Genomic DNA, 22,903 nt, shown 5'->3' with positions numbered 1-22,903 from the left:
CGAAGGCGGGATCGCGAGGGAGGATGCACGATGGACACGTCCGGGCGCGACCAGGGCCGGCCTTGCCCGGCGGCAAGCCGCGCGTGAGCATGCAAGCGAGCCCAGCCATGGCGACTGCGGCTGGTCGACCGGCGGCGGGCGGCGCACGTGAACCGTCGCGCACCCGTCATGGCGCCTTCGTGCTGATGCTGTTGCCGGCGCTGCTGCTGCTCGTCGGCTTCCTCGCTGCGCCGGCGGTCTATATCGGCTGGCTGAGCTTCCATAAGTCGACGCTGGGCCAGGAGCCTGCCTTCGTCGGCTTCGCCAACTATGCCGCCCTGATGTCTGACCCCCGCTTCTGGCGGGCGGCCTGGAACACCTTCGCGGTGGTCAACGTCATCGTCTACGCCGAGCTCGCGCTCGGCCTCGCCGTCGCGGTTCTGGTGCGTCGGGTCGAGACCGGCCGCAAGCTCGTCATCGCCGCGATCATCGCGCCCTATGCGATTACCGAGAGCAGCGGCATCGTGATGTGGCGCTTCATGATGGAACCCGATGTCGGGCTGCTGTCGCGGATGCTCGCCGAGGTCGGCATTGCGCTGCCATGGGACTTCGAGCCCTGGGCTGGGCTGGCGCTGTCGTCGCTGATCGCGATCTGGCACCACATGCCCTTCACCTTCCTCATCCTCTATGCGGCGTTGCTCAGTGTGCCGAAGGAAACCCAGGAGGCGGCCGATATCGACGGCGCGAACGCTTCGCAGCGCTTCTGGCTGGTGGAGGTGCCGATCATAATGCCGGCGATCCTTGTCGCCATCCTGTTCCGCTACATCTTCGCGATCCGGCTGTTCGGTGAGGTCTGGCTGCTGACACGCGGAGGGCCGGCCCGGCTGACGGAGGTGCTCGCGATCTATCTCTACCGCGAGACCTTCCAGTTCCGGAACTTCGGCTCTGCCTCGGCCGCCGGCGTCTGCATGCTGCTGCTCGCGCTGCTGATCGCGGCTCCCTACCTCTACCGAATGGCCAAGGAGGTCCGTCGCGATGCGTAGCGATCGTCTCGCGGCCAGGCTGCTGCGCGCGCTGGCGCTGCTGATGGTTCTGGCCTGGAGCCTCGGGCCGATCCTGCTTGTCGTGCTCTCCTCGCTGAAACAGCCGCGGCAGATCTTCGAGGTGCCCTTCCGGGCGGTCTTCGTACCGACGCTGGAAAATTATCAGACGCTGGTGCGGCTCAATCCGGAGTTCTTCGCCGGCCTGCGCAACAGCCTTATCGCGACGACCGGTGCCGTGCTCCTGACGCTCGCCGCCTCCTTCGCGGCGGGCTATGTCTATGCACGCGCGAAGGAAAGCGCCTACAAGGCCTCGGCCGTGTTCATGCTGGTGCTGCGCATGCTGCCGCCGATCGTGGTGACTGTGCCGCTCTTTCCAGTCGTGAACCGTCTGGCGCTCAACGACAGCCACCTCATCCTGATCCTGCTCTACGCGGCCTTTTATGTAAGCCTCGGCTCCTGGATGATGCGCTCCTTCGTGGCGCAGATCCCGATCGAGCTCGAGGAGGCAGCTGCGCTCGACGGCGCTTCGCTCTTCCAGATTCTGCGGCTCGTCATCCTGCCGCTGGCGGCGCAGGGGCTGGTGGCGCTCACGCTCTTCGTCGTCGTCTTCGCCTGGAACGAATACGTCTTCGCGATGATCTTCACGACCAGCGCGGCGCGCACCGCCCCGGTCGTGATCGGCGAGATGCTCAGCACGGCGGAAGGCGTGCAATGGGGAGCGGTCTTCGCCGCGGCCACCATCCAACTCGTGCCGGTCGTACTGATCGTGCTGGCGCTGCAACGCTTCGTCATCGCGGGCCTCACCGCCGGAGCGGTCAAAAGTTGAGACTGGTCCTGCGATGCCACGCCGCGGCAGCAGTTGTGAGTTGACGAAGCTGACAGTCTGCTGGCCTTACAGGCTATGAAATCAACCTGCCAAGAGCAGTCATTGCGAAGTTCACCAACGGGCCGATTCTCTGTGCAATAGCGGTCGCAGTTCTCGCCGAACCCAACTGTCGCGTTCAGCCGGAACGGGAATTCTCCTACCGAGAAGCTGAACACGTTGCCTCTTGGCTGCGAGCACCACGAAGACCACGCCTGCGATAGGCGACATACGGTGACGATGAGCAAAATCGGGTTGTTGCTGCTCCGCGCCCCCAGAGGATCGTCCCCAACGAATGAGTCGATGTCCTGCTCGGAGAACTCGAAAGCGCGTGACGATCTGATCGATGCGAAATCTTTGAACGGATGCGGGTGGAACTCTCCCAAGAATGCGAGGTGAGGTAACCACCGCGCGACGAAGTTATCCTTCAACGATAACGCTTGCAGGCTCGGAATAACACAGTGCCGACTCGGCGTGCCGAGATGCTGACCGAAGGCTTCGCGATGAAAATCGTCGCAAGATCGGGAGCGATTTTCTTGTGCCCTCACAGATAACCAGATGTCTCGATCTGCTCGAAACCGCGGCCTTGCCCGTCTCCTAGGCAGCAGACCTCAATCGCTGCCAAAGCCGGAGATTTGAAAGCAGCATCGGCTACCCTGATCAGATATCGCATTACAGAACAGGGAATTTTCAGCTGGGTTGGCCGCATGCGGCTTGGCGATCGCTCCGGCGTTGAAGTCTGTTCTCACCGCACCGACTGCAATGCCACCCTCGTAGGCATCCTCGGCTGCGCTCCGAAAGTCTCACCGAATCGGAAATTCGCTGCCGCGATGCGCCTTCGACACATCCTCATATCCCAGCGCTCAGTCGATTCCCACGCTGGATTTGGCGCCAGGCAAGTCAGTCAACCTTTTGAAATAAAGAGGCTTTTCGAGAATGGTCGGAGCTTTTGTTCTTTCAGCCTAGGGCTCTCAATGCGAGCCACCCGGCCCCTCGTCGTAGCCCGCTCAAGGACCGCTCGCGAAAATCCCCGCTCAAACGGTAAAATCAATAGAACCTACGCCGCTAAGCGCAGGTATTTCTCAGCGATTGGGCTTTTGTAGGTGATTTTGTGATTTGCCGACTGAAGCCTAGAATATATGCGAGCAAAATCAGCATCTTGCGGGATAGAATGGCGGACAGGGAGGGATTTGAACCCCCGATACCCTTGCGGGTATGCCGCATTTCGAGTGCGGTGCATTCAACCACTCTGCCACCTGTCCGCGGTCGCTCTGGTCGAGGCGGGGTGCTTACTACACATTGCATCCTCGCTGCACAAGCCTTTCCGGAGCAATGCGTCCACAACGCCGTCATCGCCTTGAAATCAATCGCTGCCATGCTGCTTTTCCTTGACGGCTCGCCCCTGCGCGACTAGGAAGCCGCGTCCGGCGTGGGGAAACCCGCGCCTGATCTCTTTTGGCTGCCGCCCACCATGCCGCTTCCATGCGGCAGGCGCAGCGGGCCTCAAAGAGCAACCCGACCACGCAACCGACTGCCAAAAAGCCGTCCCGCGTGCGCCCTGCAGGGGCACATGACAGGGCGGGGCTCAACATGGAGAACACTAAGATGTTCGCAGTCATCAAGACCGGCGGTAAGCAGTTCCGCGTCGCCGCCAATGACCGCATCACCGTCGCCAAGATCGAGGGCAACCCGGGCGACACCGTCGCTTTCGGCTCCGTCCTGATGCTGACCGATGGCGAGAAGTCGACGATCGGCGCTCCCTTCCTCGGTGACATCACCGTCGCCGGCGAGATCGTCGAGCAGGCCCGCGGCGAGAAGGTCATCGCCTTCAAGAAGCGCCGCCGCCAGAATTCCAAGCGCAAGCGCGGCTTCCGCGCCGAGCTGACCGTGGTGCGCATCACCGACATCCTCACCGGCGGCAAGAAGCCGGAGATGAAGAAGGGCGAAGCCGCTCCGGTCGCGCTCAAGGCCGGCAGCGAAACCGTCAAGGGCAAGGCTTCGGCCAAGCCGGCGAAGGCCAAGGCTGAAGCCAAGGGCGAGGGCCTCGACGCCTCCAACCTCTCGCTGATCTCGGGCGTCGGCCCGACCATCGAGAAGAAGCTGCGCGCCGCCGGCATCACCTCCTGGAACGACATCGCCGCCTGGACCGAGGCCGATATCGCCAAGTGGGACGAGGAGCTCAAGCTGCGTGGCCGCGCCACCCGCGAGGAGTGGGTCGAGCAGGCCAAGGAGCTGCTCGCCGGCAAGCCGCCGCGGGCCAAGGCCGATCAGGCCGAGCTCGCTTCCGGCGAGGACTACTGACCGGCGCTGACAGGCACCGCGCAGCTTCACGCCCGGTCGGGGTGGCTTTTGCCGCCGATTCGGGTTACATGGACTGAAGAGTTTTTGAGGTAGGGCGTTATGGCTCACAAAAAGGCAGGCGGCTCGTCCCGCAACGGTCGCGACTCCGAAAGCAAGCGCCTCGGCGTGAAGCGCTTCGGCGACCAGGCGGTCGTGGCCGGCAACATCATCATTCGTCAGCGCGGCACCAAATGGCACGCCGGCGTGAACGTCGGCATGGGCAAAGACCATACGCTCTTTGCCACGTCGAACGGTCGCGTCCGGTTCACGACGAAGCTCGGCCGAGCTTTCGTGAACGTAGTCCCGGCCCAAGAGGCCGCAGAATAAACGGCGGATAGGGAATGTTCTCGATCCGCCGGTTCCATCGAACCGGACGGATCAAGGGAATAAGAGCCCCAAGCGGGTTTCCCGAAGGTCAAGCGAGGGGGAGATGGGACCAAAGCCCAGCTCCCCCTTTCGTTTGCGCCGACGGAGAGACCAAGATGTTCCCCGAATTGACGAGAGACGACGTCTTCCGGCTCGAGACCCGGCGGCTGTGGCTGCGTTGGCCGCGGATCGCCGATGCCACCGCCATCCTGCGCCTCGCCGGCGAGAAGGCCGTGGCCGAGATGACCGCCTCGATTCCGCATCCCTATCCGACCCAGGCAGTCGATCCCTTCATCTTCGCGACGCGCAAGGGCAATGCGCTCGGCGATCATCTCGTGCTGGCGATCACCCCGCGCGAGAAGCCGAACGACCTGATCGGCATGATCGGCGCGCACAAGCAGGCGACCGGGCGGCCGTTCATCGGCTACTGGCTCGGCACCCCGCACTGGAACAAGGGCTATGCCACCGAGGCGGTGCAGGCGCTGATCGACACGATGTTCTCGCTTGTCGAGATCGATGCGGTCGAGGCCGACACCCGTGTCATCAACCCGGCCTCGCGCCGGGTGCTGGAGAAGAGCGGCTTCCGGCAGGAGGGTTCCTTCCTGAAGTCGCTGCCGGCGCGTGGCGGCCTGTTCCCCTGCGAGCAGTTCCGGCTCGACCGCTCGACCTGGGCGGCGCTGAAGAGCTGGAGCGCGTCCGGCTGGGCGCCGCTGCCGGCGGCCGAACAGCAGCAGCAGGCTGACAGCTTCAGCGAGGAGCCCTGCCTCGCTTGAACCCATCGGTCCCGCCCTCCCGGGCGGGGCCGAAATCCGTCTTCACCGCATCAGGCCGGCTGAGCGCAGCGCATCCTCGATGATCTTGCGCACGCCAGCGGCTGCAGGCGGCGTAGCCGGCTGATCGGTCACGCGCGGCGGTTCTGGCTCCGGCCGCGCCGGACCGGCGGCCATGACATGCTCGCGCGCCGGGAGCGGAGCGGCCGGTGTTTTCGCGTACGGCTTGGCTTTCTCTGCCTTACCGGCCCGCAGCCCCCAGAACCCGGCGATCCGCTGTGTCGAGGAAATGCCGGCGGCCAGCATATACGGCCCCGGTCGGCCGATGCCGTCGCCGGCGATCGGCGTGCCATGGCCCATTCCGGCAATGCTGTACTCCTCGATCAGATCGCGGCCGTCGGCGTCCCGCCAGACCCGGCGCCTCTGGCCATCCGCCGATTCGCTCGCGGACGGCTCGGCAGGCAGGTCGTGGACACCGCGCCATTGCGCGACCAGCGCTGCGGCATTGGCAGGGGCGACGGTGCGGTCGGCGCTGCCCTGCCAGATCGAGATCGTCGGCCAGGGCCCATCATGCCGCGAGGCGGAGCGCACCAGATCCTGCAGCCTTTTCTCTCCCGGGAGCCCATGGGCTCGCATGCGGTCGAAGGCTTCGGGAATGGTGCCCGCGACGCCATAGGGCAGACCGGCAATGATCGCACCACCGGCGAAGAGCTCGGGATAGGTCGCCAGCATGACGCCGGCCATGGCCCCGCCCGCCGACAGGCCGGTGATGAAGACGCGGCCGCGATCGAGGCCGTGGCGCGTGATCATCGTTTCGATCATCTGGCTGATCGACAGCGCCTCGCCCCTGCCGCGCTGCGTATCGCCCGGCTCGAACCAGTTGAAGCAGAGATTGGCATTGTTGGCGCGCTGCTGCTCGGGAAACAGCAGCGCAAAGCCGTCGCGATCGGCCAGCGTCGACCAGCCGGAGCCATAATCGTAGCCGGAAGCGGTCTGGGTGCAGCCATGCAACACCACGACGAGCGGCGCGCCGGCGGGAAGCTCGGGCGGAAGATGGGTTCGGGCAAGAAGCGCGCCGGGGTTGCTGCCGAACTCCGGCAAGGTGCCGAGGCGGCCGGACATATCGGGGCCCGCCCCCGTCCCAAGCTGGGTGCGGTAGGCCGATAGGCGGGCGATCGTGTCGGAGAGCTTTCGCATCGTCATGGCCCTTGCTTCGTCAGCCGCGGAGTGGGGCTGGCGGATGACAACCCCCGAGATGGGCATTCGTTGCTGCACTGCAACATAATTCTGCATGAAGTACGATTCGGGGCGCCCGGAGAGGCGGGCGACGCATTGCTCTCGCGCGCTCATGCGACTACCTACTCCCTCATGAAATTCCTCGACCAAGCCAAGATCTATGTGAAGGCCGGCGACGGCGGCGCCGGTTGCGTCTCGTTCCGGCGCGAGAAGTTCATCGAGTTCGGCGGGCCCAATGGCGGCGATGGCGGGCGCGGCGGCGACGTCGTGGTCGAATGCGTCCAGGGCCTCAACACGTTGATCGACTTCCGCTTCCAGCAGCATTTCAAAGCCAGGATCGGCGAGCACGGCATGGGCAAGGACCGGCACGGCGCCAATGGTCCCCCGATCGTGCTCAAGGTGCCGCCAGGCACCGAGATCCTCGACGAGGACGGCGAGACGCTGATCGCCGACCTGACCGAGCCGGGCCAGCGCTTCGTGCTGTGCAAGGGCGGCAATGGCGGCTTCGGTAACGCCTATTTCAAGACCTCGACCAACCAGGCGCCGCGCCACGCCAACCCCGGCCTGCCAGGCGAGGAACGCTGGGTCTGGCTGCGGCTCAAGCTGATCGCCGATGCCGGCCTCGTCGGCCTGCCCAATGCCGGCAAGTCGACCTTCCTCGCCACGGTGACGGCGGCCAAGCCGAAGATCGCCGACTATCCCTTCACCACGCTGCATCCCGGCCTTGGCGTCGTCCGCGTCGACGCGCGCGAAATGGTGCTCGCCGACATCCCCGGCCTGATCGAAGGCGCACATGAAGGCCATGGCCTCGGCGACCGCTTCCTCGGCCATATCGAGCGCTGCCGCGTGCTCCTGCACCTTGTCGAGGGCACGACCGAACATGCAGGCAAGGCCTACAAGACGGTGCGCAAGGAGCTTGCCGCCTATGGCGCCGACCTCGACGAGAAGCCGGAGATCGTCGCGCTCTCCAAGGTCGACGCCCTGACGCCGGAGGCGCGCAAGGAACAGCTCGCCCGCCTGAAGCGCGCGAGCGGGCGCACGCCGATCGCCCTGTCGGCCGCCTCGGGCGAAGGTGTCGAGGCGGCGTTGCGCGCGGTCTTCGCGGTGGTCGAGGAAGCGCGCGCCCAGGAGGTCAAGGACGAGGCTCCGGCGCAGGAGAGCGGCTGGCATCCTTGACAGCCGTTCACAACCGCGACTTGCGCGGCCGTCACTCCTAGTCTTGAAGTCGGCGATTGCCCGCTTTGGACCATTCCAGCCATGCCGAGACGACAGACTGCCCTGGCCTTCTCCGCCGCTCTCCTCTCCGGCGCGGCTTTCGCACAGCAGGCGCCGGCGCAACGCCCCGCCCAGCCACGCCCGGTCCAGGCGCAGGCGACTCCGACCCCCGGCGCGATCTCCCAGCCCGACAACACCACCGCGACCTATGGCGACTGGACCCTGCGCTGCCAGCAGAGTGTTGCAGCCCGCGTCTGCGAGATCGTCCAGACCCTGGAACAGCAGGGTCAGCGCGGCCCGATCGCTCTGGTCGCCATCGGCCGGCCGGTCAAGAGCGAGCCGATCAAGCTGGTGATCCAGGTGCCTCCGAACCTTGCACTCGGCGACAAGGCCAGCGTGCGCGTGGTCGCCGCCGAGAAGGACGAGGCGCTCGCCGTCTTCCAGCGCTGCCTGCCCGGTGGCTGCTTCGCCGAGGCGACACTGAGCGACGACGCCTTCAAGCGCTGGCGCGGCCTCAGCGAGGCCGGCCAGATGCGCTATCTCGACGCTGGCAAGCGCGAGGTCACGCTGCCGCTCTCCTTCCGCGGCTTCCCCGCCGCGGCCGAGGCGCTGCTGCGCGAGCCCTGATCCAGCCGTCGTGCTCGGGCTTGCCCCGAGCTGTCGCCTCGCTCAATGCGCCGCGGACGGCTTTGCGTCACGCAAGGTCGTCAGCGCCACCGCGATGCAGAACACCATGCCGGCGATCGCGATCAGCGCGACCGCGTGGAAGCCTGTCATGAAGGCCTCGCGCGCCGCCTGCAGCAGATGCGCCGACTGGTCCGGTGCCAGTCTCTCGGCCGCGGCGAGCGCTCCGCCAAGGGTCGATCGTGCTGGGCCCAGCGTCGCGCTGTCGACGCCCGCGACAGAAACCCCCGCCATGCTCTGGCGATAAAGTGCCGCCCCCAGGCTGCCGAACACGGCGACGCCGAGCGCGCCGCCCAATTCGATGCTGGTCTCGGACATGGCCGAGGCCGCCCCTGCGCGCTCCTGCGGCGCCGAACCGACCACGATCCCGGTCGTCAGCGCGATCACCGGCGTGAAGCCGATCGAGAACAGGATCGATGAGGCGACGATCTGGACGAGGTTCGGCGCGAGGGCGAGCCAGGCGAAACCGAGGCCGGAGAGCACCATGCCGCCGGCCATCAGCGTCGCGGGCTTGAAGCGCACCGACAGCGGTGTCACCGCGAAGGACGCGAGCGTGAAGGCGACTGCCGAAGGCAGCGACCAGATGCCGGCTTCCAGCGGCGTCAGCCCGGCGACCAACTGCAGATACTGCGCCATGAAGATGAAGCTGCCGAACATCACCATGATGCCGGCGAGGTTGATCGCCAGCGCCGCGCGGAAGGCCGGGATCCCGAACAAGGCGAGATCGACCATCGGATCGGCGAGGCGCGTCTGCCGGCGCGCGAACACCACGCCGAACACCAGCCCGGCGACGATGCTGGCGACAGCAGACCCCGACAGCCCGAACTCGGCCAAATGCTTGATCCCGTAGATCACCGGCAGGATCGCCGCCAGCGAGAGCAGCGCGCTGACGAGGTCGAGCCGCCCTGCCTGCGGCGCCTTGTATTCCGGCAGCAGGATCGGCCCGATCACCAGCAGGATCAGCATCGGCGGCACCGCGATCAGGAAGACCGATCCCCACCAGAAATACTCGATCAGCGCACCGCCGATCAGCGGGCCGATCACGGCGCCGGCCGAGAAGCTGGCGATCCACATCGAGATCGCGAAGGTGCGCTCGGTCTCGTCCTCGAACATCACCGCGATCAGCGAGAGCGTCGAGGGCGCCAGCGTCGCCCCGGCGATGCCGAGCAGCGCCCGCATCACGATCAGCATCTCGGTGCTGCTCGAGAAGGCGGCGACCGTTGAAGCCAGGCCGAAGGCGGCCGCGCCGATCAGCAGGAGCTTGCGTCTGCCGATCCGGTCACCGAGCGTGCCCATGGTCATCAGGAAGCCGGCGACCATGAAGCCGTAGATGTCGATGATCCAGAGCAGTTCGCCCGCTGTCGGCTTGAGTTCGCGCGTCAGCGTCGGGACCGCCAGGTTCAGCACTGTCAGGTCCATCGAATAGATCATGCAGGGAAAGGCGATCGCGATCAGGCCCAGCCATTCGCGGCGGGTGGCCTTGCGCGCCGGAACGGCGGCGGTCGTCATGGTCGTCACAATCAGATCTCGTCAGTTTTTTGAGCAGCGACACTGCCAGCAGAATGTGGCGGCTCCTGTCAGCAGCGGCGGCTCAAGCCGCATGCCCGGCATGATTGTGGGGAAGCCGGCCTTCCCTTTGGACTATGCTGGCCGCGCCCGCCGAAGCAGCAATGTGTCATGCCCCAGGAAGCTGACAAGGCGCTCGTCCCGGAAGCCGAAGCGTCGCGCCAGCCGCAGGGAGGGCTCGTTCTCCGGCGCGATCAGGCAGACCGAGCTATCATATGCGCCTTGCCCGTCGAGCCAGCCGAGCGCGGCGGTGAGCGCCTCGCTCGCGAATCCGCGTCCATGCGCCCAGCCCGCCAGCACCCAGCCCGCCTCGGGAACGCCGCGGATCGATGGCTCGATCGCCCGGTGGAAATCGGCGAAACCCAGATCCCCGACGAAGCGGCCGCTCGCCTTCTCGGTCAACGCCCAATAGCCGTAGCCGAGCAGCGGCCAGAGCCCGCGATAACGCAGCAGCCGCATCCAGGCCTCCTGCGCGCTCGAGGGCTGGCCGATATGGTGCACCACCGCCGCATCGCCCCACATCAGCCTGAGCGGTTCGAAATGCTCGACGCCGTGCAGGTCGAGGACAAGGCGCTCGGTCTCCAGGCGCATCGCTCAGCCCTCAGCAAACTGCAGCCGGTAGAGCCGCGCATAGGCACCGTCGCGCGCGATCAGCCCGTCATGGTCGCCGGTCTCGACCACCTTTCCCTCGTCGAGCACGACGATCTGGTCGGCCTCGCGCACGGTCGACAGCCGGTGCGCGATGACCAGCGTCGTCCGGCCCTTCATCAGCTCCGCCAGCGCCTCCTGCACCAATCGCTCCGACTGGGTGTCGAGCGCGCTGGTCGCCTCGTCGAGCAGCAGGATCGGCGCATCCTTGAGGATGGCGCGGGCGATGGCGAGACGCTGGCGTTCGCCGCCGGAAAGCCGCGAACCGCGCTCGCCGACCTTCGTGTCGTAGCCGTCGGGCATCGCAATGATGAAGTCGTGCGCCGCCGCCGCCCTGGCCGCGGCGACGATGTCCCCCTCGCTCGCGCCAGGGCGGCCGAAGCCGATATTGGCGCGCACCGTGTCGTCGAACAGCACGACATCCTGGCTGACCACGCCGATCTGGCCGCGCAGGCTGCGCAGGGTCACGTCGCGGATGTCCTGCCCGTCGATTTCGACCCGGCCCTCGGTGGGATCATAGAGCCGCGGCACTAGCGCCAGCATGGTCGACTTGCCCGAGCCGGAACGGCCGACCAGCGCCGTGGTCTTGCCGGCCTCGGCGACGAGGTCGATGCCTTCGAGCCCGCGCTGGTCGTCGCGATAGCGGAAGCGCAGGTCTCGGAAGGCAACTGCGCCCCCGCTTACCGCGAGCGGCTTGGCGTCGGGGCGCTCGGTGATCAGCGACTTCTCGTCGATAAGCGCGTAATAGCGCTTCAGCGAGGCGCCCGCTTCCTGGACGATGGCGTTGAGATTGCCGAGCGAGCGCATCGGCTGGGCCGCGAGCAGCAACGCCGAGACATAACCTGTGAAATCGCCGACGGTGGAACTGCCCGAGGTGATGCGCACGCCGATCGCCGCGAGCACGCCGGCGACCGCAAGCCCGCCGGCGACCTCCAGCAACGGATCAAGCCGCCCGCGGGCGTTGGCCGCCTTCATCTTCAGCGCCCGGATCGTCTCGAAGGCACCGGCCGCGCGCTCCTTCAGATAAGGCTCGAGCGAATCGGTCTTGGCGACGCGCGCACCCTGCAGGCTCTCGGTGACCAGGCTCGCCATTAGGCCGGTCTGCTCCTGCTGCGAGGCCGCCATGCGGCGCAGCTTCTTGCCGATCCGGCCGATCGGCCTGGCGACGACAGGCGCGATCAGCAGCACGACCGCCGTCATCTTCCAGTCGATCCAGAGCATGGCGCCGACCAGCGCGATCGCCGTCATCACGTCGCGGACCGCGATGTTGACCAGCCGGGTCAGCGCCTCCTTGACGAAAGTGAAGTCGGTGGTGAAGCGCTGGGTGAGCGAGGCCGGGTTTTCCCTCTGGAGCTGCGCCAGGTCGGCGTCGATCAGATGGTTGTAGAGCGCGCTCTGCATGTCGGCCTCGATCCGGCTGACGACGCTGTTGGTCATCACCGTCTGGGTCAGCAGCGAGAAGCCCTTGATCGCAGTGACGATCACCACGACGACGGCGACGGCGTTGACGACGCCGATCTCGAAATCGATCGACTTCGAGACCAGCCGCTCCATGCGGCGCACGAAGCCGGTCGCCTCGGCCCCTACGGGATCGGCGAAGGCATCGAAGGCCGCCTTGATCAGCAGTGGATAGAAGCTCGTCGTCGCCGCGATGACCACGACGAGACCGAGGATGGCGATGAGTTGCGGCGTGTATTGCCGCCCGCGCTCGCGCCAGACTCGGGCGAAGAGTGCAAAGGTGTCGTCGGTGACGCGGCCGATCTTCATGGCGCGCGGCCTAACATGGCCGCCATGCGAGCGCCACTGCCGGTCTTGCTCCGGACAAGAACCTGACGTCCCATGGCCATGAGTTGATTCACCAGATTCGAGAACCCATGCCCCTTCCCCCGCCGGCCCGGCCCGGACAGTCCTTCGCCGAGATCGATACGCCCGCTTTGATCATCGATCTCGACGCCTTCGAGCGGAACCTCGTCACCATGGCGGCTTTCGCCGAGGCGACGGGCATACGCCTGCGCCCCCATGCCAAGACGCATAAGAGCCCGGAGATCGCCCTGCGCCAGATCGCCCATGGTGCGGTCGGGCAATGCTGCCAGAAGGTCGGCGAGGCGGAGATCCTGGTCGCCGGCGGCGTCACCGATGTGCTCGTCACCAATGAGATCGCCGGCGCCGCCAAGCTCGACCGGCTGGCAAAGCTCGCGCGCGAGGCTCGAATCGGGCTCTGCGTCGACCATATCGAGGGCGTGCGCGAGGCCGCCGAGGCGGCGGCGCGCAACGATGTCGTCCTCGACGTGCTGGTCGAGCTCGACATCGGCGGGCGCCGCTGCGGCGTCGCCCCCGGCGAGGCGGCGGTCCGGCTCGCCGAAGCGGTGGCCCGCAGCAACACACTGCGCTTCCGCGGCGTGCAGGCCTATCACGGCTCGGCCCAGCACATGCGCTCGGTCGACGAGCGCAGTGAGGCGATCGAGCGCGCAGGGCTTCTCACCCGCAATGCGATCGAGCGCCTCGCCCAGGCCGGTCTCGCCTGCGAGACCGTCGGCGGCGCCGGCACCGGCACCTACGAGCTGGAGAGCCGCTCCGGCATCTGGAACGAATTGCAATGCGGCTCCTACATCTTCATGGACGCCGACTATGCCCGCAACCGCATGGCTGACGGCTCGACCTTCAACACCTTCCAGCACGCGCTGTTCGTGCTCGCGGGGGTGATGAGCAAGCCGGTGCCGGATCGTGCCATCGTCGACGCCGGTCACAAGGCCGCCGCGGTCGATTCAGGGATGCCGGTGCCCTGGCAGCGCGACGGCGTGATCTACACCAAGCCCTCCGACGAGCACGGCATCCTGACCGGCGATCCCGTCGCCGTGCCGCATCGCGGGGACCGGGTGCTGCTCGTGCCCGGCCATTGCGACCCGACCGTCAACCTGCACGACTGGTATGTCTGCGTGCGCGGCCTGGGCGGCCCGGACGCTCATGTCGAGGCGGTCTGGCCGGTGGCGGCGCGCGGGGCACTCAGCTAATCGTGCTCGCCGAGCTGGCGCTGCGAGCCCTGACGCCGGCCGCGCCGCTTGCGCGCCGATTCGGCCTGCTGCGGGAGAGTGTCGGGCTCTGGTCGCGCGGCCGGCGCCAACGCAAGGCCTGGGAGCCGCACCGGGCCCGCTGCAGCGCCATCATCGCCGAGGTCGCAGCCTCCCTGCCACGCCGCCGCAAGGTCGTGGTGCTCGGCTCCGGCCCCGCCCGCGACATCCCGCTGGGCATGCTCTGCACCAGCTTCGACGAGGTCGTGCTTGTCGATATCGTTCATCTGCCGCTGCTGCGTCTGAGGCTCTGGCGGCAGCCGAAAGTCAGCCTGCTCAGCCGGGACCTCACCGGCGCCATGGCCTGGCTCGCCGCCGAGGCGGAGGGCCGGCAGGACCCGCTCGCGGACCTCGTCGCCGATGACCGCGTCGATCTTATCATATCCGCCAACCTGCTTTCGCAGCTCGCCTGGCCGGTTGCCGACTGGCTCGAGGACAATCCCGCCCGGGCCGCCACCCTGCCCGCGAACCTGCCGGCCCGCTGCATCGCCTGGCATCTCGACGACCTCGCCCGCTTCAAGGGCCATGTCTGCCTGATCAGTGATGTCGAGATGGTCGAGCGCGACCGCGGCGGAGCGATCCATGATCGGCTCGACCTGATGTACGGCGTCGGCCTGCCGAAGGAGGACGAGAGCTGGCTCTGGCCGGTCGCGCCCTTCGGCGAGGCCGAGCGCGACCGGGAATACGTGCACAAGGTCTGCGTCTGGCAGAGGTTTGAGCGGGGCTGATGCTGCCCGTGCTGAGGCTCGCTGCGAACGGCATCAGCTGGCGCGATTCCATGCGGCCAGCACAGCTGCGGAGTCGACGATCTTCGCGAAATCCGATTCGAGATGCGCCATCGTCACGTCGAAAATCGTGCGTGCCGACAGTCCGGGTAGATCGAAGGTGATCACCGCATCGCCTACCACGGTCATGTTGAAGCCGAGATCGGCTCCAGCCCGAACCGTGGAGTTGACGCAGTACCCGGCCACCCCGCCGGCGACAAGCAGATCCGTGATGCCATTCTCACGCAGATAGGCTTCGAGGTCAGTCGAGGCGAACCCGGATGATGTCCGCTTCAGGAAGATCGGCTCGCCCTCAACCGCTTTGGCACATGGCATGGGTTGATGGCCCGCGGCGTCGGCATGGAACGGCGAAGCCGGGTCATCCGCGCTATGACGGATGTGGATGACAGGCTGCCCGCGTTTGCGGAACGCTTCAGACAGCATGGCGATCCGGTCCGGCGCGTCGGAATTGACGCAATCCCTGCCGGCATCGATCCGGTGCTGCATCTCCATCTGCATGTCGATGATGACCAGAGCTTTCATGTTTGCCTCACCCCAACGTCAACCGCCGCCTGACAATCTCGGCGTGAAAGCGCATGCCGTGGATCAGCCCTTCGTCGTCGAAGTCGTAGCGTGGGTTGTGCAGCGGCGCGCTGTCGCCATTGCCGACGAAGGAGAAGCAGCCCGGCACATGGGCGAGGAAACGGGCAAAATCCTCCGAGCCGGTGAAAGGCTCCGACACCACCGAGACGTTCTCGGGCCCGAGCACGTTCCGCGCCGCCTCCAGTGCCGCCTCGGTCTGGGCCGGCTGGTTGAGCAGCGGCACGAATTCACGCGTATAGCTCACCGACTGCTCGACATTGTAGGCGCGGGCGATGCCTTCGCTGATCACGCGCATCTGCGCCTCGATATCGGCGCTGACCTCTGGCTGAAAGCTGCGGGCATCGCCGAGGATGCGCGCCTGCCCCGGCAGGGCGTTGCGGGTGCCGTCGGTGATCAGCTCCGTCACCGAGACGACGGCGATCTCAGCCGGGCTCAGGCGGCGCGAGACGATCGTCTGCAGGCTGGTGACCAGGGCACAGGCGGCGACCAGGGTCTCGTTGCCGACATGCGGGCGGGCGGCATGGCCGCCGACGCCGGTGAGGACGATCTCGAAATTGTCCTCCGCCGACATGATCGGGCCGGTCCGGGTCTGGAACTTGCCGACCGGCAGCTTCGGCGCATTGTGCAGCCCGTAGATCTCCTCGAACGGAAAGCGCTCCATCAGCCCGTCAGCGAGCATGGCGAGCGCGCCGCGCCCCCATTCCTCGGCCGGCTGGAAGACGAAGCGCACGGTGCCGTCGAAGCCACCTTCCTCCGCCAGCAGCTTCGCGGCGCCCAGCAGCATGGCGGTATGGCCATCGTGGCCGCAGGCATGCATGACGCCGGGATTGCCGGAGCGGTGGGAAAACTCGCTTTGCTCGGCTATGCGCAACGCATCCATATCGGCCCGCAGCGCGATCGCCCGGTTGCCGCTGCCGCGCTTCAGCGTGCCGACCACGCCGGTGCCGCCGACACCCTCCGCGACATCGTCGAGGCCGAACTCGCGCAGTTTGGCCGCGACGAAGGCGCTGGTGCGCGTCTCCTCGAAGCCGAACTCCGGATGGGCGTGCAGATCGCGCCGCCAGCCGGTCATCTCCTGCACGAGCTTGTCGAGATCGGTCGTCACGGGCTGTCCTCGCCTGCTTCACTCAGCCGGAAGACTATGCCGGCGCCAGTGCAACAGGCGCTGCAATTGCCCGCCCCATTTGCAAGCTTGTTTCGCAAGCGTCCGCTCAGCGGTTGAGCCGCACGCTCCCACTGATCGAGAGGTCGTAGCCACCGAACTCCTTCGCCCGCGCCGCCATGTCCGGTCTACGCATCCAGGCGAGCAGCTTCTGGGTCGCCGGCTCGAAATAGCTCCGCCGGCGCATCACCAGATCGACGTGCTCCCAGACCAAGGGGAGGAAGGCAAGGCCGAAGGCCATGGCGATGGCGCGCGCCGCGATGCCGCAATCGGCGCGTCCGGAACGGATCGCCAGCGCCAGATCCTGGCCGGTGGCGCAGATGCCGTCGGCGACGATCATCCGACCGGAGGGAACCCCGGCGCGTTCGAGCAAGCTCAGCAGCAGCAATTGCGCGCCGGCGCCGCGCTGGCGCTGGGCGAAGCGGGCGCCTTTGGCGATCGCCGTGCCGAGCCCGTCGATCCCGATCGGATTATCGGGTGCGATCAGCAGCCCCTGCTCGCGCCGGGCGAAATTGATCACCACCGCATCGTGCAGGGAAGGCTCGGCGTGGATTGCGGCGAGATTGGCGGCGTCGTCATCCGGCGTCGCGTGGAGATGCAGCGCCGCGATGGCGACCTCGCCGCGCACCAGCCGGTCGAGCCCGGCCTGCGAGCCCTCGGCCAGCAGCGCCAGCCCGCAGCCGGATTCGCGGATCGCGAGCTCCAGCAGCGAATCCTGGCTGCCACCGACGATCGGAGGTGGCGGGACCGCGTCGAACCCGGCCGGGCGCGACAACCCGGCCTCGAGCCAGCGATCGAGGCCGCCACGCGGGAACAGCCATTTGCCGGAGACCTTGGTACAAGGCACCGCGCCCTGCCCGACCAGCTCGTAGAGCTTGCGCTCCTTGAGGCGCAGGTATGAGGCCGCTTCCTCGGTAGTGAGCCAGAGCTGATCCTGCATCAACCTGCACATGCCTGCGCTGATTACGACATTGGCATTTGGTCGCATTGAACTCTACCAATTGCAAATGCTTGCAATCTCAAGGCAAGCGCGGGGAGCAGGCTTTGGACGTCGGCGCGATCTTTCAGGCGGCTTTTGCCTTGGTGGTCGGGCTCGATCCGGGCTTTCTCAGCATCGTCTTCCTGTCGCTGCGCGTCACCCTGACAGCCGTGCTGATCGCGGCGCTGATCGGCCTGCCGCTCGGTGCCGCCCTGGCGCTGGCACGCTTTCCCGGCCGCGCGGCCATCATCGTCTGCCTCAATGCGCTGATGGGGCTGCCGCCGGTCGTCGCCGGCCTCGCCGTCTTCCTCCTGCTCTCGCGCTCCGGCCCGCTCGGACCACTGGGCCTGCTGTTCACGCCGACCGCGATGATCATCGCACAAGTGATCCTGGTGCTGCCAATCGTGATCGCGCTGACCCGGCAGGTGATCGAGGATCTCTGGAGCGAATATCGCGACCATTTGCGCTCGGTCGGCCTTGACGGCCTGCGCGCCATCCCGACCCTGCTTTTCGACGGACGCTTCGCGCTGGCGACAGCGCTGCTCGCCGGTTTTGGCCGGGCCAGCGCCGAGGTCGGCGCCGTCCTGATCGTCGGCGGCAACATCGCCGGCTACACCCGCACCATGACGACGGCGATCACGCTGGAGACCTCGAAAGGCGACCTGCCGCTGGCCCTCGGCCTCGGTCTCGTCCTGCTCTCGCTGACGCTCATGATCAACGCCATAGCCTTCGGCGCCAGCCGTATCGGAGCGCGCTATGCGGGTTGAGCCGCGATGCTGAGTGTAACCTCGATCCTGCCGCTCACCGTCGAGGCCGCCGCCTTCTTCGGTGACGGCAAGCTGCTGGTCGCGCCCAACAGCTTCGTCATTCCCGCCGGCGGGCTGACCGTGCTGCTCGGGCCGAACGGCGCCGGCAAGTCGCTGACCTTGCGCCTCTGCCACGGCCTGCTGACGCCGAGCCGCGGCACTGTGCGCTGGGCCGCCGGAGCCGAAGCCCGCGCCAAGGGACAGAGGAAAGGCCATGCCATGGTCTTCCAGAAACCGATCATGCTGCGCCGCTCGGTCGAGGCCAACATCACCCATGCCCTCGCCGCTGCTGGCAGCAATGGCGCCGAGCGCAAGACGCGTGTGGCGCAGGCGTTGGATCGCTTCGGCCTTGCGGAACGCGCCGGCCAGCCGGCCCGCCTGCTCTCTGGCGGCGAGCAGCAGCGGCTCGCCATCGCCCGCGCCTGGGCGCTGCGGCCCGAACTGCTCTTCCTGGACGAGCCGACCTCACAGCTCGACCCCGCCGCGACGCGCCAGATCGAGGAATTGCTCTCCGGCCTCGTCGCCGAGGGCATCACCGTGATGATGTCGACCCATGATCTCGGCCAGGCCCGGCGCCTGGCCGACCGCGTGCTCTTCCTGCATCGCGGCCGACTGGTCGAGGACGCACTGGCCAAGGATTTCTTCGCCGGCCCCCACTCGGCCGAGGCGCGTGCCTTCCTGGCAGGAGAGCTGCTCTGGTGACCCACAAAGACGACAACTGGAGAAACGCCCGATGACAGCCTTGCCCCGCCGCTCAGTCCTTGCCGCCGGCCTCTTCCTTGGCCTGAGCGGCGTCGCCATCGCCCAGGCCCCCGCCGGCGAGCGCTTCATCACGGTCGCCTCGACCACTTCGACCCAGGATTCCGGCCTGTTCAACCACATCCTGCCGCTGTTCAAGGCCAGGACCGGCATCGAGGTTCGCGTCATCTCGCAGGGCACCGGCCAGGCGCTCGACACTGCCCGCCGCGGTGATGCCGACGTCGTCTTCGTCCACGCCAGGGCGCTGGAGCTGAAATTCGTCGAGGAGGGCTTTTCGACCGAGCGCCGCCCGGTGATGTACAACGACTTCGTCCTGATCGGACCCAAGAGCGATCCCGCCGGTGTCGCCGGCAGCAAGGACATCGTCGCCGCGCTGAAGAAGATCCAGGAGAAGGCCGCGCCCTTCGTCTCGCGCGGCGACAAGTCCGGCACCCATGCCGCCGAGCTCAATCTCTGGAAGGTCGCGGGCATCGACATCGCCGCACAGAAGGGCTCCTGGTATCGCGAGATCGGCCAGGGAATGGGTGCGGCGCTCAACACCTCCGGTGCGATGGGCGCCTATGTCCTCTCCGACCGCGCCACCTGGATCTCGTTCAAGAACCGCGGCGATCTCGTCATCTCGGTCGAGGGTGACCAGCGCCTGTTCAACCAGTACGGCGTGATGTCGGTGAACCCGGCCAAGCACCCGCATGTGAAGGTCGCCGACGGCAAGCTCTTCGCCGACTGGCTGACCAGCCCGGAAGGCCAGAAAGCGATCGCCGACTACAAGATCGACGGCCAGCAGCTGTTCTTCCCCAATGCCGGCCAGGCGGGGGCGTAACCTGATGCGGAGGCTCGCGCTCGCCGCCCTCGTCAGCCTGTGGCCGGCACTCGCACCGGCGCAGCAGGCGCAGAAGCCGGTGCTCCTCCACGCCGCCGGCAGCCTGAAGAATGCTCTGACCGAGGTCTCCAAGGCCTTCGAAGCCTCCGCACGGATTCCGGTCACGACCAGCTTCCGCCCCTCCGGCCTGCTGCGCGAGGCTCTCGCCAAGGGCGAGGCGGCCGAGGTTTTCGCCTCCGCCAACATGGAACACCCACTTGCGCTGGCGAAGGACGGCAAGGCTGGCCCGGTCGTGCTCTTCGTCCGCAACGAGACCTGCGCCTTCGCCCGTCCCGGGCTCGACGTGACCAGCAACACCCTGCTCGCGCAGATGCTCGATCCCAAGCTCAAGCTCGGCACCTCGACGCCAAAGGCCGATCCGTCCGGCGACTATGCCTGGCAGGTCTTCGCCAGGGCCGAGGCGCTGAAGCCCGGGGCCAAGGCAACGCTGGAAGCCAAGGCGCTGCAGCTCGTCGGCGGCCCGAACAGCGCCCCGACCCCGCCGGATCGCAACAGCACCGGCCATCTGCTGGCGACGGGCGCCGCCGATCTCTTCCTCGGTTACTGCACCAATGCCGATCCGATCGCGCGCGAGCAGCCGGGCATCCGCATGGTCCGGCTGCCTGAGAAGCTGCTGGTCGGGGCGGATTACGGGCTGACGGTGATGAACGGCGCTTCGCCGAACGCCAACAAGCTGGCGATGTTCATTCTCTCGCCGGATGGGCAGCGCATCCTGGCGCGGCACGGCTTCGTCGCGCCCGGCCTGCCGCGCGAAGGGAAGTGAGATCTTGGTCGCGGCGTCCCCGGTTAGCCTGTACGCCGCCGGCAGCCTGCGCGGGGCCCTGCTCGACATCGCCGACGCCTTCGAGGCCGAGACGGGGATCCCCATCTCCGGGAAATTCGGCGCCTCCGGCCTGCTCAAGGACCGGCTCATCGGGGGCGAGGCCGGCGAGGTCTTCGCCTCGGCCAATCTGGAGCATCCGCAGGCGTTGGCGCGCGGCGGGCTGGCCGGCCCGGCCGTGCTCTTCGCCCGCAACGAGCTCTGCGCCTTCCTGCGGCCGGGACTGGTGGCGACGCGCGCCACTCTGCTCGATTTGATGCTCGATCCGAAGGTGAAGCTCGGTACGTCGACGCCAAAGGCCGATCCGTCGGGCGACTATGCCTTCGCCGTATTCGCCAGGGCCGAAGCGATGAAGCCCGGCGCCAGGGCCGCGCTCGAAGCCAAGGCCCTGAAGCTCACCGGTGCACCGGACTGCCTACCGGCGCCCGAAGGCCTCAACGTCTACGGTCACAAGCTGGCGAGCGGCGAGGCCGACATCTTCCTGGCCTATTGCACCAATGCCCGGCCGCTTGCGAAGGAGCAGCCAGGGATCGCGATGCTGCGCCTGCCGGACCAGCTCGCTGTCGGCGCCGATTACGGACTGACGGTGCTGAACAGGGCCTCGCTGAGCGGCTACCGGTTCGCCATGTTCATTCTCTCGCCGCAGGGGCAAGCGATTCTGGCAAGGCACGGCTTCACGGTGCCGGGCCTGCCGCGCGAGGGATAGCGGGAAGAGCAAGATCATGGACTGGCAAGCGACCCGGCCCGGCGAAACCGAAGCACCTCTGCCCGAGCGCAGCGACGCCCGGCTGGTCTTCATCGGCCGCATCCGCACGCCCTTCGCGACGCGTGACGACTGCCCGCGGCAGGGCCGGCAGGACGGGCCGCTCTGCCGCGTCGAGATCGATCCGCATTGGCAGGCGGCGCTCAAGGGCATCGAGACCTTCGCCGAGCTCGATCTGCTCTACTGGATGCACGAAGCCAGGCGCGATCTGCTGACGCAGACGCCGCGTGGCGGCGATACGCTCGGAACTTTCGCGCTGCGCTCGCCGGTGCGACCGAACCCGATCGCATTGTCGCGGGTGAAGCTCGAAGGCGTCGAAGGAGGTACACTGCTGGTGCGCGGACTCGACTGCCTCGACGGCACGCCGCTCATCGACATCAAGCCGCATCGCTGCAGCCATTCGCACGGCACGACGGAAACCTCCCATGCCGCACCCTGATCGCCGCGCCGTCCTCGCTGGCCTCGGCGCGACGATCGCGGCCCCGCGCCTCGCCCGCGCCGCGACCATTCGCGATGGCGCCGGTCGCGAGATCACGATTCCCGGCAAGGTTGAGCGCATCTTCCCCGCCGGGCCGCCGGCGGCAATCCTGGTCTACACGCTCGCGCCCGACCTGCTGATCGGCTGGCCGCGCGCCAACCGGCCCGAGGAGCGCGAATTCCTGCTGCCCGGCATCGGCGACCGGCCCGAAATCGGCCGCATCACTGGCCGTGGCAACAGCGCCAATCTCGAAGCCGTGCTGCAGGCCAGGCCGGACCTCATCGTCGACTCCGGCTCGACCGGTCGCACCTATGTCGAGCTCGCCGAGCGCGTGCAGCAGCAGGCCGGCATCCCCTATGCCCTGCTTGACGGCCGCTTCGGGGAGACCCCGGCGAGCTATCGCATTCTCGGCCAGCTTACCGGCCGCAGCGAACGCGCCGAGACGCTGGCGCGCTGGTGCGAGGACAGTTTCGCGACAATCCGCGGCCGCATAGCCGCAATCCCGGCCGAGAAGCGCCCGAGCGTCTATTATGCGCGCGGCCCACGTGGGCTGGAGACCGGGCTCGGCGGCTCGATCAATGTCGAGACCCTGAGCTTCCTCGGAGCGCGCAACGCTGCCGCCGAACAGCAGGGCAGCGGTCTCGCCCAGGTCTCGCTCGAACAGGTGCTGGCCTGGAACCCCGACGTCATCGTCACCATCGACCTCGCCTTCTCCGAAAGCGTGCGCAGCGATCCGAACTGGGCCGGCGTGAAGGCGGTGCGCGAGGGCCGCGTCCATCTCTCGCCGAAGCTGCCCTTCGGCTGGGTCGACTTCCCGCCCTCGGTCAACCGGGCGATCGGCCTGTGGTGGCTGGCAAAGCTGCTCTATCCCGCGCAATTCCCCGAGGACATCCGCAAGCTCGCCCGCGACTTCCACACGCTGTTCTACCAGGTGACGCCGAGCGAGGCGCAGCTCGACCGCGTGCTGGCGGGACGGGGGTGATGGTTCACCATCTCAGTCATCCCGGGCGACCGGAAGGAGACCCGGGATCCATGCCTGAACCGTTCCGGAATGGACCCCGGATCGGCGCGGCTTCGCCGCTTGTCCGGGATGACCATGTCGTGGTCACTTG

At 67.2% G+C, this 22,903-nt stretch carries 23 protein-coding genes and 1 tRNA gene; 16 read left to right on the top strand and 8 right to left on the bottom strand.

Annotated features, from left to right (window positions below):
- Window positions 1–107: 107 nt before the first annotated feature.
- Together V7S63_RS24840 and V7S63_RS24835 are read left to right on the top strand one after the other, a co-directional pair.
- On the top strand, window positions 108–1,022 hold the full coding sequence (locus V7S63_RS24840) for a carbohydrate ABC transporter permease (protein WP_336532193.1): 915 nt from the start codon (window positions 108–110) through the stop codon (window positions 1,020–1,022).
- Window positions 1,015–1,848: a carbohydrate ABC transporter permease gene (locus V7S63_RS24835; protein WP_336532192.1), complete on the top strand. Its 834-nt coding sequence runs from the start codon at window positions 1,015–1,017 to the stop codon at window positions 1,846–1,848. Before V7S63_RS24840 ends, V7S63_RS24835 begins: the two co-directional genes overlap by 8 nt.
- 1,208 nt (window positions 1,849–3,056) lie before the next feature.
- Here V7S63_RS24835 and V7S63_RS24830 read toward each other — a convergent pair.
- Window positions 3,057–3,146, bottom strand: a tRNA-Ser gene (locus V7S63_RS24830).
- A gap of 343 nt (window positions 3,147–3,489) precedes the next feature.
- Here V7S63_RS24830 and V7S63_RS24825 point away from each other — a divergent pair.
- The 3 genes from V7S63_RS24825 (at window position 3,490) to V7S63_RS24815 (ending at window position 5,363) form a co-directional block, all read left to right on the top strand.
- On the top strand, window positions 3,490–4,185 hold the full coding sequence (locus V7S63_RS24825) for a 50S ribosomal protein L21 (protein WP_336532191.1): 696 nt from the start codon (window positions 3,490–3,492) through the stop codon (window positions 4,183–4,185).
- A gap of 99 nt (window positions 4,186–4,284) precedes the next feature.
- Window positions 4,285–4,551 carry a 50S ribosomal protein L27 gene (gene rpmA / locus V7S63_RS24820; protein ID WP_091842353.1) on the top strand — a complete coding sequence of 89 codons (267 nt, stop codon included), beginning with the start codon at window positions 4,285–4,287 and terminating at the stop codon, window positions 4,549–4,551.
- A gap of 155 nt (window positions 4,552–4,706) precedes the next feature.
- A complete protein-coding gene (locus V7S63_RS24815) occupies window positions 4,707–5,363 on the top strand; it encodes a GNAT family N-acetyltransferase (RefSeq protein WP_091842356.1) in 657 nt (218 codons plus the stop codon).
- A gap of 42 nt (window positions 5,364–5,405) precedes the next feature.
- Here the strand turns inward: V7S63_RS24815 and V7S63_RS24810 are convergent, their stop codons facing one another.
- Entirely contained in the window at window positions 5,406–6,557 is a 1,152-nt protein-coding gene (locus V7S63_RS24810; RefSeq protein ID WP_336532271.1) for an extracellular catalytic domain type 1 short-chain-length polyhydroxyalkanoate depolymerase, read from the bottom strand.
- Between the two features lie 171 nt (window positions 6,558–6,728).
- Here V7S63_RS24810 and obgE point away from each other — a divergent pair, with 171 nt between their 5' ends.
- Together obgE and V7S63_RS24800 are read left to right on the top strand one after the other, a co-directional pair.
- On the top strand, window positions 6,729–7,772 hold the full coding sequence (gene obgE, locus V7S63_RS24805) for a GTPase ObgE (protein ID WP_100962152.1): 1,044 nt from the start codon (window positions 6,729–6,731) through the stop codon (window positions 7,770–7,772).
- 81 nt (window positions 7,773–7,853) lie between these two features.
- Window positions 7,854–8,438: an invasion associated locus B family protein gene (locus tag V7S63_RS24800; RefSeq protein WP_336532190.1), complete on the top strand. Its 585-nt coding sequence runs from the start codon at window positions 7,854–7,856 to the stop codon at window positions 8,436–8,438.
- A gap of 42 nt (window positions 8,439–8,480) precedes the next feature.
- Here the strand turns inward: V7S63_RS24800 and V7S63_RS24795 are convergent, their stop codons facing one another.
- The 3 genes from V7S63_RS24795 to V7S63_RS24785 all read right to left on the bottom strand — a co-directional run bounded on the left by V7S63_RS24795 (window position 8,481) and on the right by V7S63_RS24785 (window position 12,476).
- Entirely contained in the window at window positions 8,481–10,016 is a 1,536-nt protein-coding gene (locus V7S63_RS24795) for an MFS transporter (RefSeq protein WP_442896518.1), read from the bottom strand.
- Between the two features lie 120 nt (window positions 10,017–10,136).
- Window positions 10,137–10,652: a GNAT family N-acetyltransferase gene (locus tag V7S63_RS24790; protein WP_336532189.1), complete on the bottom strand. Its 516-nt coding sequence runs from the start codon at window positions 10,650–10,652 to the stop codon at window positions 10,137–10,139.
- A gap of 3 nt (window positions 10,653–10,655) precedes the next feature.
- Window positions 10,656–12,476, bottom strand: coding sequence for an ABC transporter ATP-binding protein (locus tag V7S63_RS24785; RefSeq protein WP_336532188.1), 1,821 nt, complete (start codon window positions 12,474–12,476; stop codon window positions 10,656–10,658).
- A gap of 107 nt (window positions 12,477–12,583) precedes the next feature.
- On the opposite strand from V7S63_RS24785, the gene V7S63_RS24780 reads away from it, so the two are divergent.
- Window positions 12,584–13,720, top strand: a complete 1,137-nt coding sequence (locus V7S63_RS24780; RefSeq protein WP_336532187.1) for a DSD1 family PLP-dependent enzyme — start codon at window positions 12,584–12,586, stop codon at window positions 13,718–13,720.
- Between the two features lie 2 nt (window positions 13,721–13,722).
- Window positions 13,723–14,505, top strand: a complete 783-nt coding sequence (locus V7S63_RS24775) for a hypothetical protein (protein ID WP_336532186.1) — start codon at window positions 13,723–13,725, stop codon at window positions 14,503–14,505.
- 33 nt (window positions 14,506–14,538) lie between these two features.
- Here V7S63_RS24775 and V7S63_RS24770 read toward each other — a convergent pair whose 3' ends face one another.
- From V7S63_RS24770 to V7S63_RS24760, 3 genes are all read right to left on the bottom strand, one after another.
- Entirely contained in the window at window positions 14,539–15,084 is a 546-nt protein-coding gene (locus V7S63_RS24770; RefSeq protein ID WP_336532185.1) for an isochorismatase family protein, read from the bottom strand.
- A gap of 7 nt (window positions 15,085–15,091) precedes the next feature.
- Window positions 15,092–16,216, bottom strand: coding sequence for a M20 aminoacylase family protein (locus tag V7S63_RS24765; RefSeq protein ID WP_442896517.1), 1,125 nt, complete (start codon window positions 16,214–16,216; stop codon window positions 15,092–15,094).
- Window positions 16,217–16,355: 139 nt separating this feature from the next.
- Entirely contained in the window at window positions 16,356–17,246 is an 891-nt protein-coding gene (locus tag V7S63_RS24760) for a helix-turn-helix transcriptional regulator (protein ID WP_336532183.1), read from the bottom strand.
- A 104-nt stretch (window positions 17,247–17,350) separates the two neighbouring features.
- Between V7S63_RS24760 and V7S63_RS24755 the strand changes: the two genes are divergently transcribed.
- Genes V7S63_RS24755 through V7S63_RS24725 form a run of 7 tightly spaced genes read left to right on the top strand, consistent with a single transcriptional unit; the run spans window position 17,351 to window position 22,773 of the window.
- Window positions 17,351–18,052 (top strand): ABC transporter permease, encoded by a 702-nt coding sequence (locus V7S63_RS24755; protein WP_442896514.1) that lies wholly within the window; start codon window positions 17,351–17,353, stop codon window positions 18,050–18,052.
- Window positions 18,053–18,058: 6 nt separating this feature from the next.
- Window positions 18,059–18,793, top strand: a complete 735-nt coding sequence (locus V7S63_RS24750; RefSeq protein WP_336532182.1) for an ATP-binding cassette domain-containing protein — start codon at window positions 18,059–18,061, stop codon at window positions 18,791–18,793.
- 31 nt (window positions 18,794–18,824) lie between these two features.
- Entirely contained in the window at window positions 18,825–19,670 is an 846-nt protein-coding gene (locus V7S63_RS24745) for an ABC transporter substrate-binding protein (protein WP_336532181.1), read from the top strand.
- A 4-nt stretch (window positions 19,671–19,674) separates the two neighbouring features.
- Window positions 19,675–20,493 (top strand): molybdate ABC transporter substrate-binding protein, encoded by an 819-nt coding sequence (locus V7S63_RS24740; RefSeq protein ID WP_199777454.1) that lies wholly within the window; start codon window positions 19,675–19,677, stop codon window positions 20,491–20,493.
- 4 nt (window positions 20,494–20,497) lie between these two features.
- Window positions 20,498–21,256, top strand: coding sequence for a molybdate ABC transporter substrate-binding protein (locus V7S63_RS24735; protein WP_336532180.1), 759 nt, complete (start codon window positions 20,498–20,500; stop codon window positions 21,254–21,256).
- A gap of 16 nt (window positions 21,257–21,272) precedes the next feature.
- Complete coding sequence (gene tsaA / locus V7S63_RS24730) at window positions 21,273–21,752, top strand: tRNA (N6-threonylcarbamoyladenosine(37)-N6)-methyltransferase TrmO (RefSeq protein WP_336532179.1); 480 nt, start codon at window positions 21,273–21,275, stop codon at window positions 21,750–21,752.
- A complete protein-coding gene (locus V7S63_RS24725; RefSeq protein ID WP_091842391.1) occupies window positions 21,739–22,773 on the top strand; it encodes an iron ABC transporter substrate-binding protein in 1,035 nt (344 codons plus the stop codon). Before tsaA ends, V7S63_RS24725 begins: the two co-directional genes overlap by 14 nt.
- Window positions 22,774–22,903 lie beyond the last annotated feature (130 nt).

Origin of the sequence: Allobosea sp. CCNWLY174, assembly GCF_037120455.1 — a bacterium.
Lineage (GTDB): Bacteria > Pseudomonadota > Alphaproteobacteria > Rhizobiales > Beijerinckiaceae > Allobosea > Allobosea lupini.
The sequence above is the reverse complement of the archived record's forward strand: the minus strand, read 5'-3'. Positions and strand labels throughout refer to the sequence as shown.

Coding starts and splice junctions, on each gene's coding strand:
- V7S63_RS24840 (WP_336532193.1), top strand. CDS start 108: ATGGCGACTGCGGCTGGTCGACCGGCGGCGGGCGGCGCACGTGAACCG.
- V7S63_RS24835 (WP_336532192.1), top strand. CDS start 1,015: ATGCGTAGCGATCGTCTCGCGGCCAGGCTGCTGCGCGCGCTGGCGCTG.
- V7S63_RS24825 (WP_336532191.1), top strand. CDS start 3,490: ATGTTCGCAGTCATCAAGACCGGCGGTAAGCAGTTCCGCGTCGCCGCC.
- rpmA (WP_091842353.1), top strand. CDS start 4,285: ATGGCTCACAAAAAGGCAGGCGGCTCGTCCCGCAACGGTCGCGACTCC.
- V7S63_RS24815 (WP_091842356.1), top strand. CDS start 4,707: ATGTTCCCCGAATTGACGAGAGACGACGTCTTCCGGCTCGAGACCCGG.
- V7S63_RS24810 (WP_336532271.1), bottom strand. CDS start 6,557: ATGCGAAAGCTCTCCGACACGATCGCCCGCCTATCGGCCTACCGCACC.
- obgE (WP_100962152.1), top strand. CDS start 6,729: ATGAAATTCCTCGACCAAGCCAAGATCTATGTGAAGGCCGGCGACGGC.
- V7S63_RS24800 (WP_336532190.1), top strand. CDS start 7,854: ATGCCGAGACGACAGACTGCCCTGGCCTTCTCCGCCGCTCTCCTCTCC.
- V7S63_RS24790 (WP_336532189.1), bottom strand. CDS start 10,652: ATGCGCCTGGAGACCGAGCGCCTTGTCCTCGACCTGCACGGCGTCGAG.
- V7S63_RS24785 (WP_336532188.1), bottom strand. CDS start 12,476: ATGAAGATCGGCCGCGTCACCGACGACACCTTTGCACTCTTCGCCCGA.
- V7S63_RS24780 (WP_336532187.1), top strand. CDS start 12,584: ATGCCCCTTCCCCCGCCGGCCCGGCCCGGACAGTCCTTCGCCGAGATC.
- V7S63_RS24770 (WP_336532185.1), bottom strand. CDS start 15,084: ATGAAAGCTCTGGTCATCATCGACATGCAGATGGAGATGCAGCACCGG.
- V7S63_RS24765 (WP_442896517.1), bottom strand. CDS start 16,216: ATGACCGGCTGGCGGCGCGATCTGCACGCCCATCCGGAGTTCGGCTTC.
- V7S63_RS24760 (WP_336532183.1), bottom strand. CDS start 17,246: ATGCAGGATCAGCTCTGGCTCACTACCGAGGAAGCGGCCTCATACCTG.
- V7S63_RS24750 (WP_336532182.1), top strand. CDS start 18,059: ATGCTGAGTGTAACCTCGATCCTGCCGCTCACCGTCGAGGCCGCCGCC.
- V7S63_RS24745 (WP_336532181.1), top strand. CDS start 18,825: ATGACAGCCTTGCCCCGCCGCTCAGTCCTTGCCGCCGGCCTCTTCCTT.
- V7S63_RS24740 (WP_199777454.1), top strand. CDS start 19,675: ATGCGGAGGCTCGCGCTCGCCGCCCTCGTCAGCCTGTGGCCGGCACTC.
- tsaA (WP_336532179.1), top strand. CDS start 21,273: ATGGACTGGCAAGCGACCCGGCCCGGCGAAACCGAAGCACCTCTGCCC.
- V7S63_RS24725 (WP_091842391.1), top strand. CDS start 21,739: ATGCCGCACCCTGATCGCCGCGCCGTCCTCGCTGGCCTCGGCGCGACG.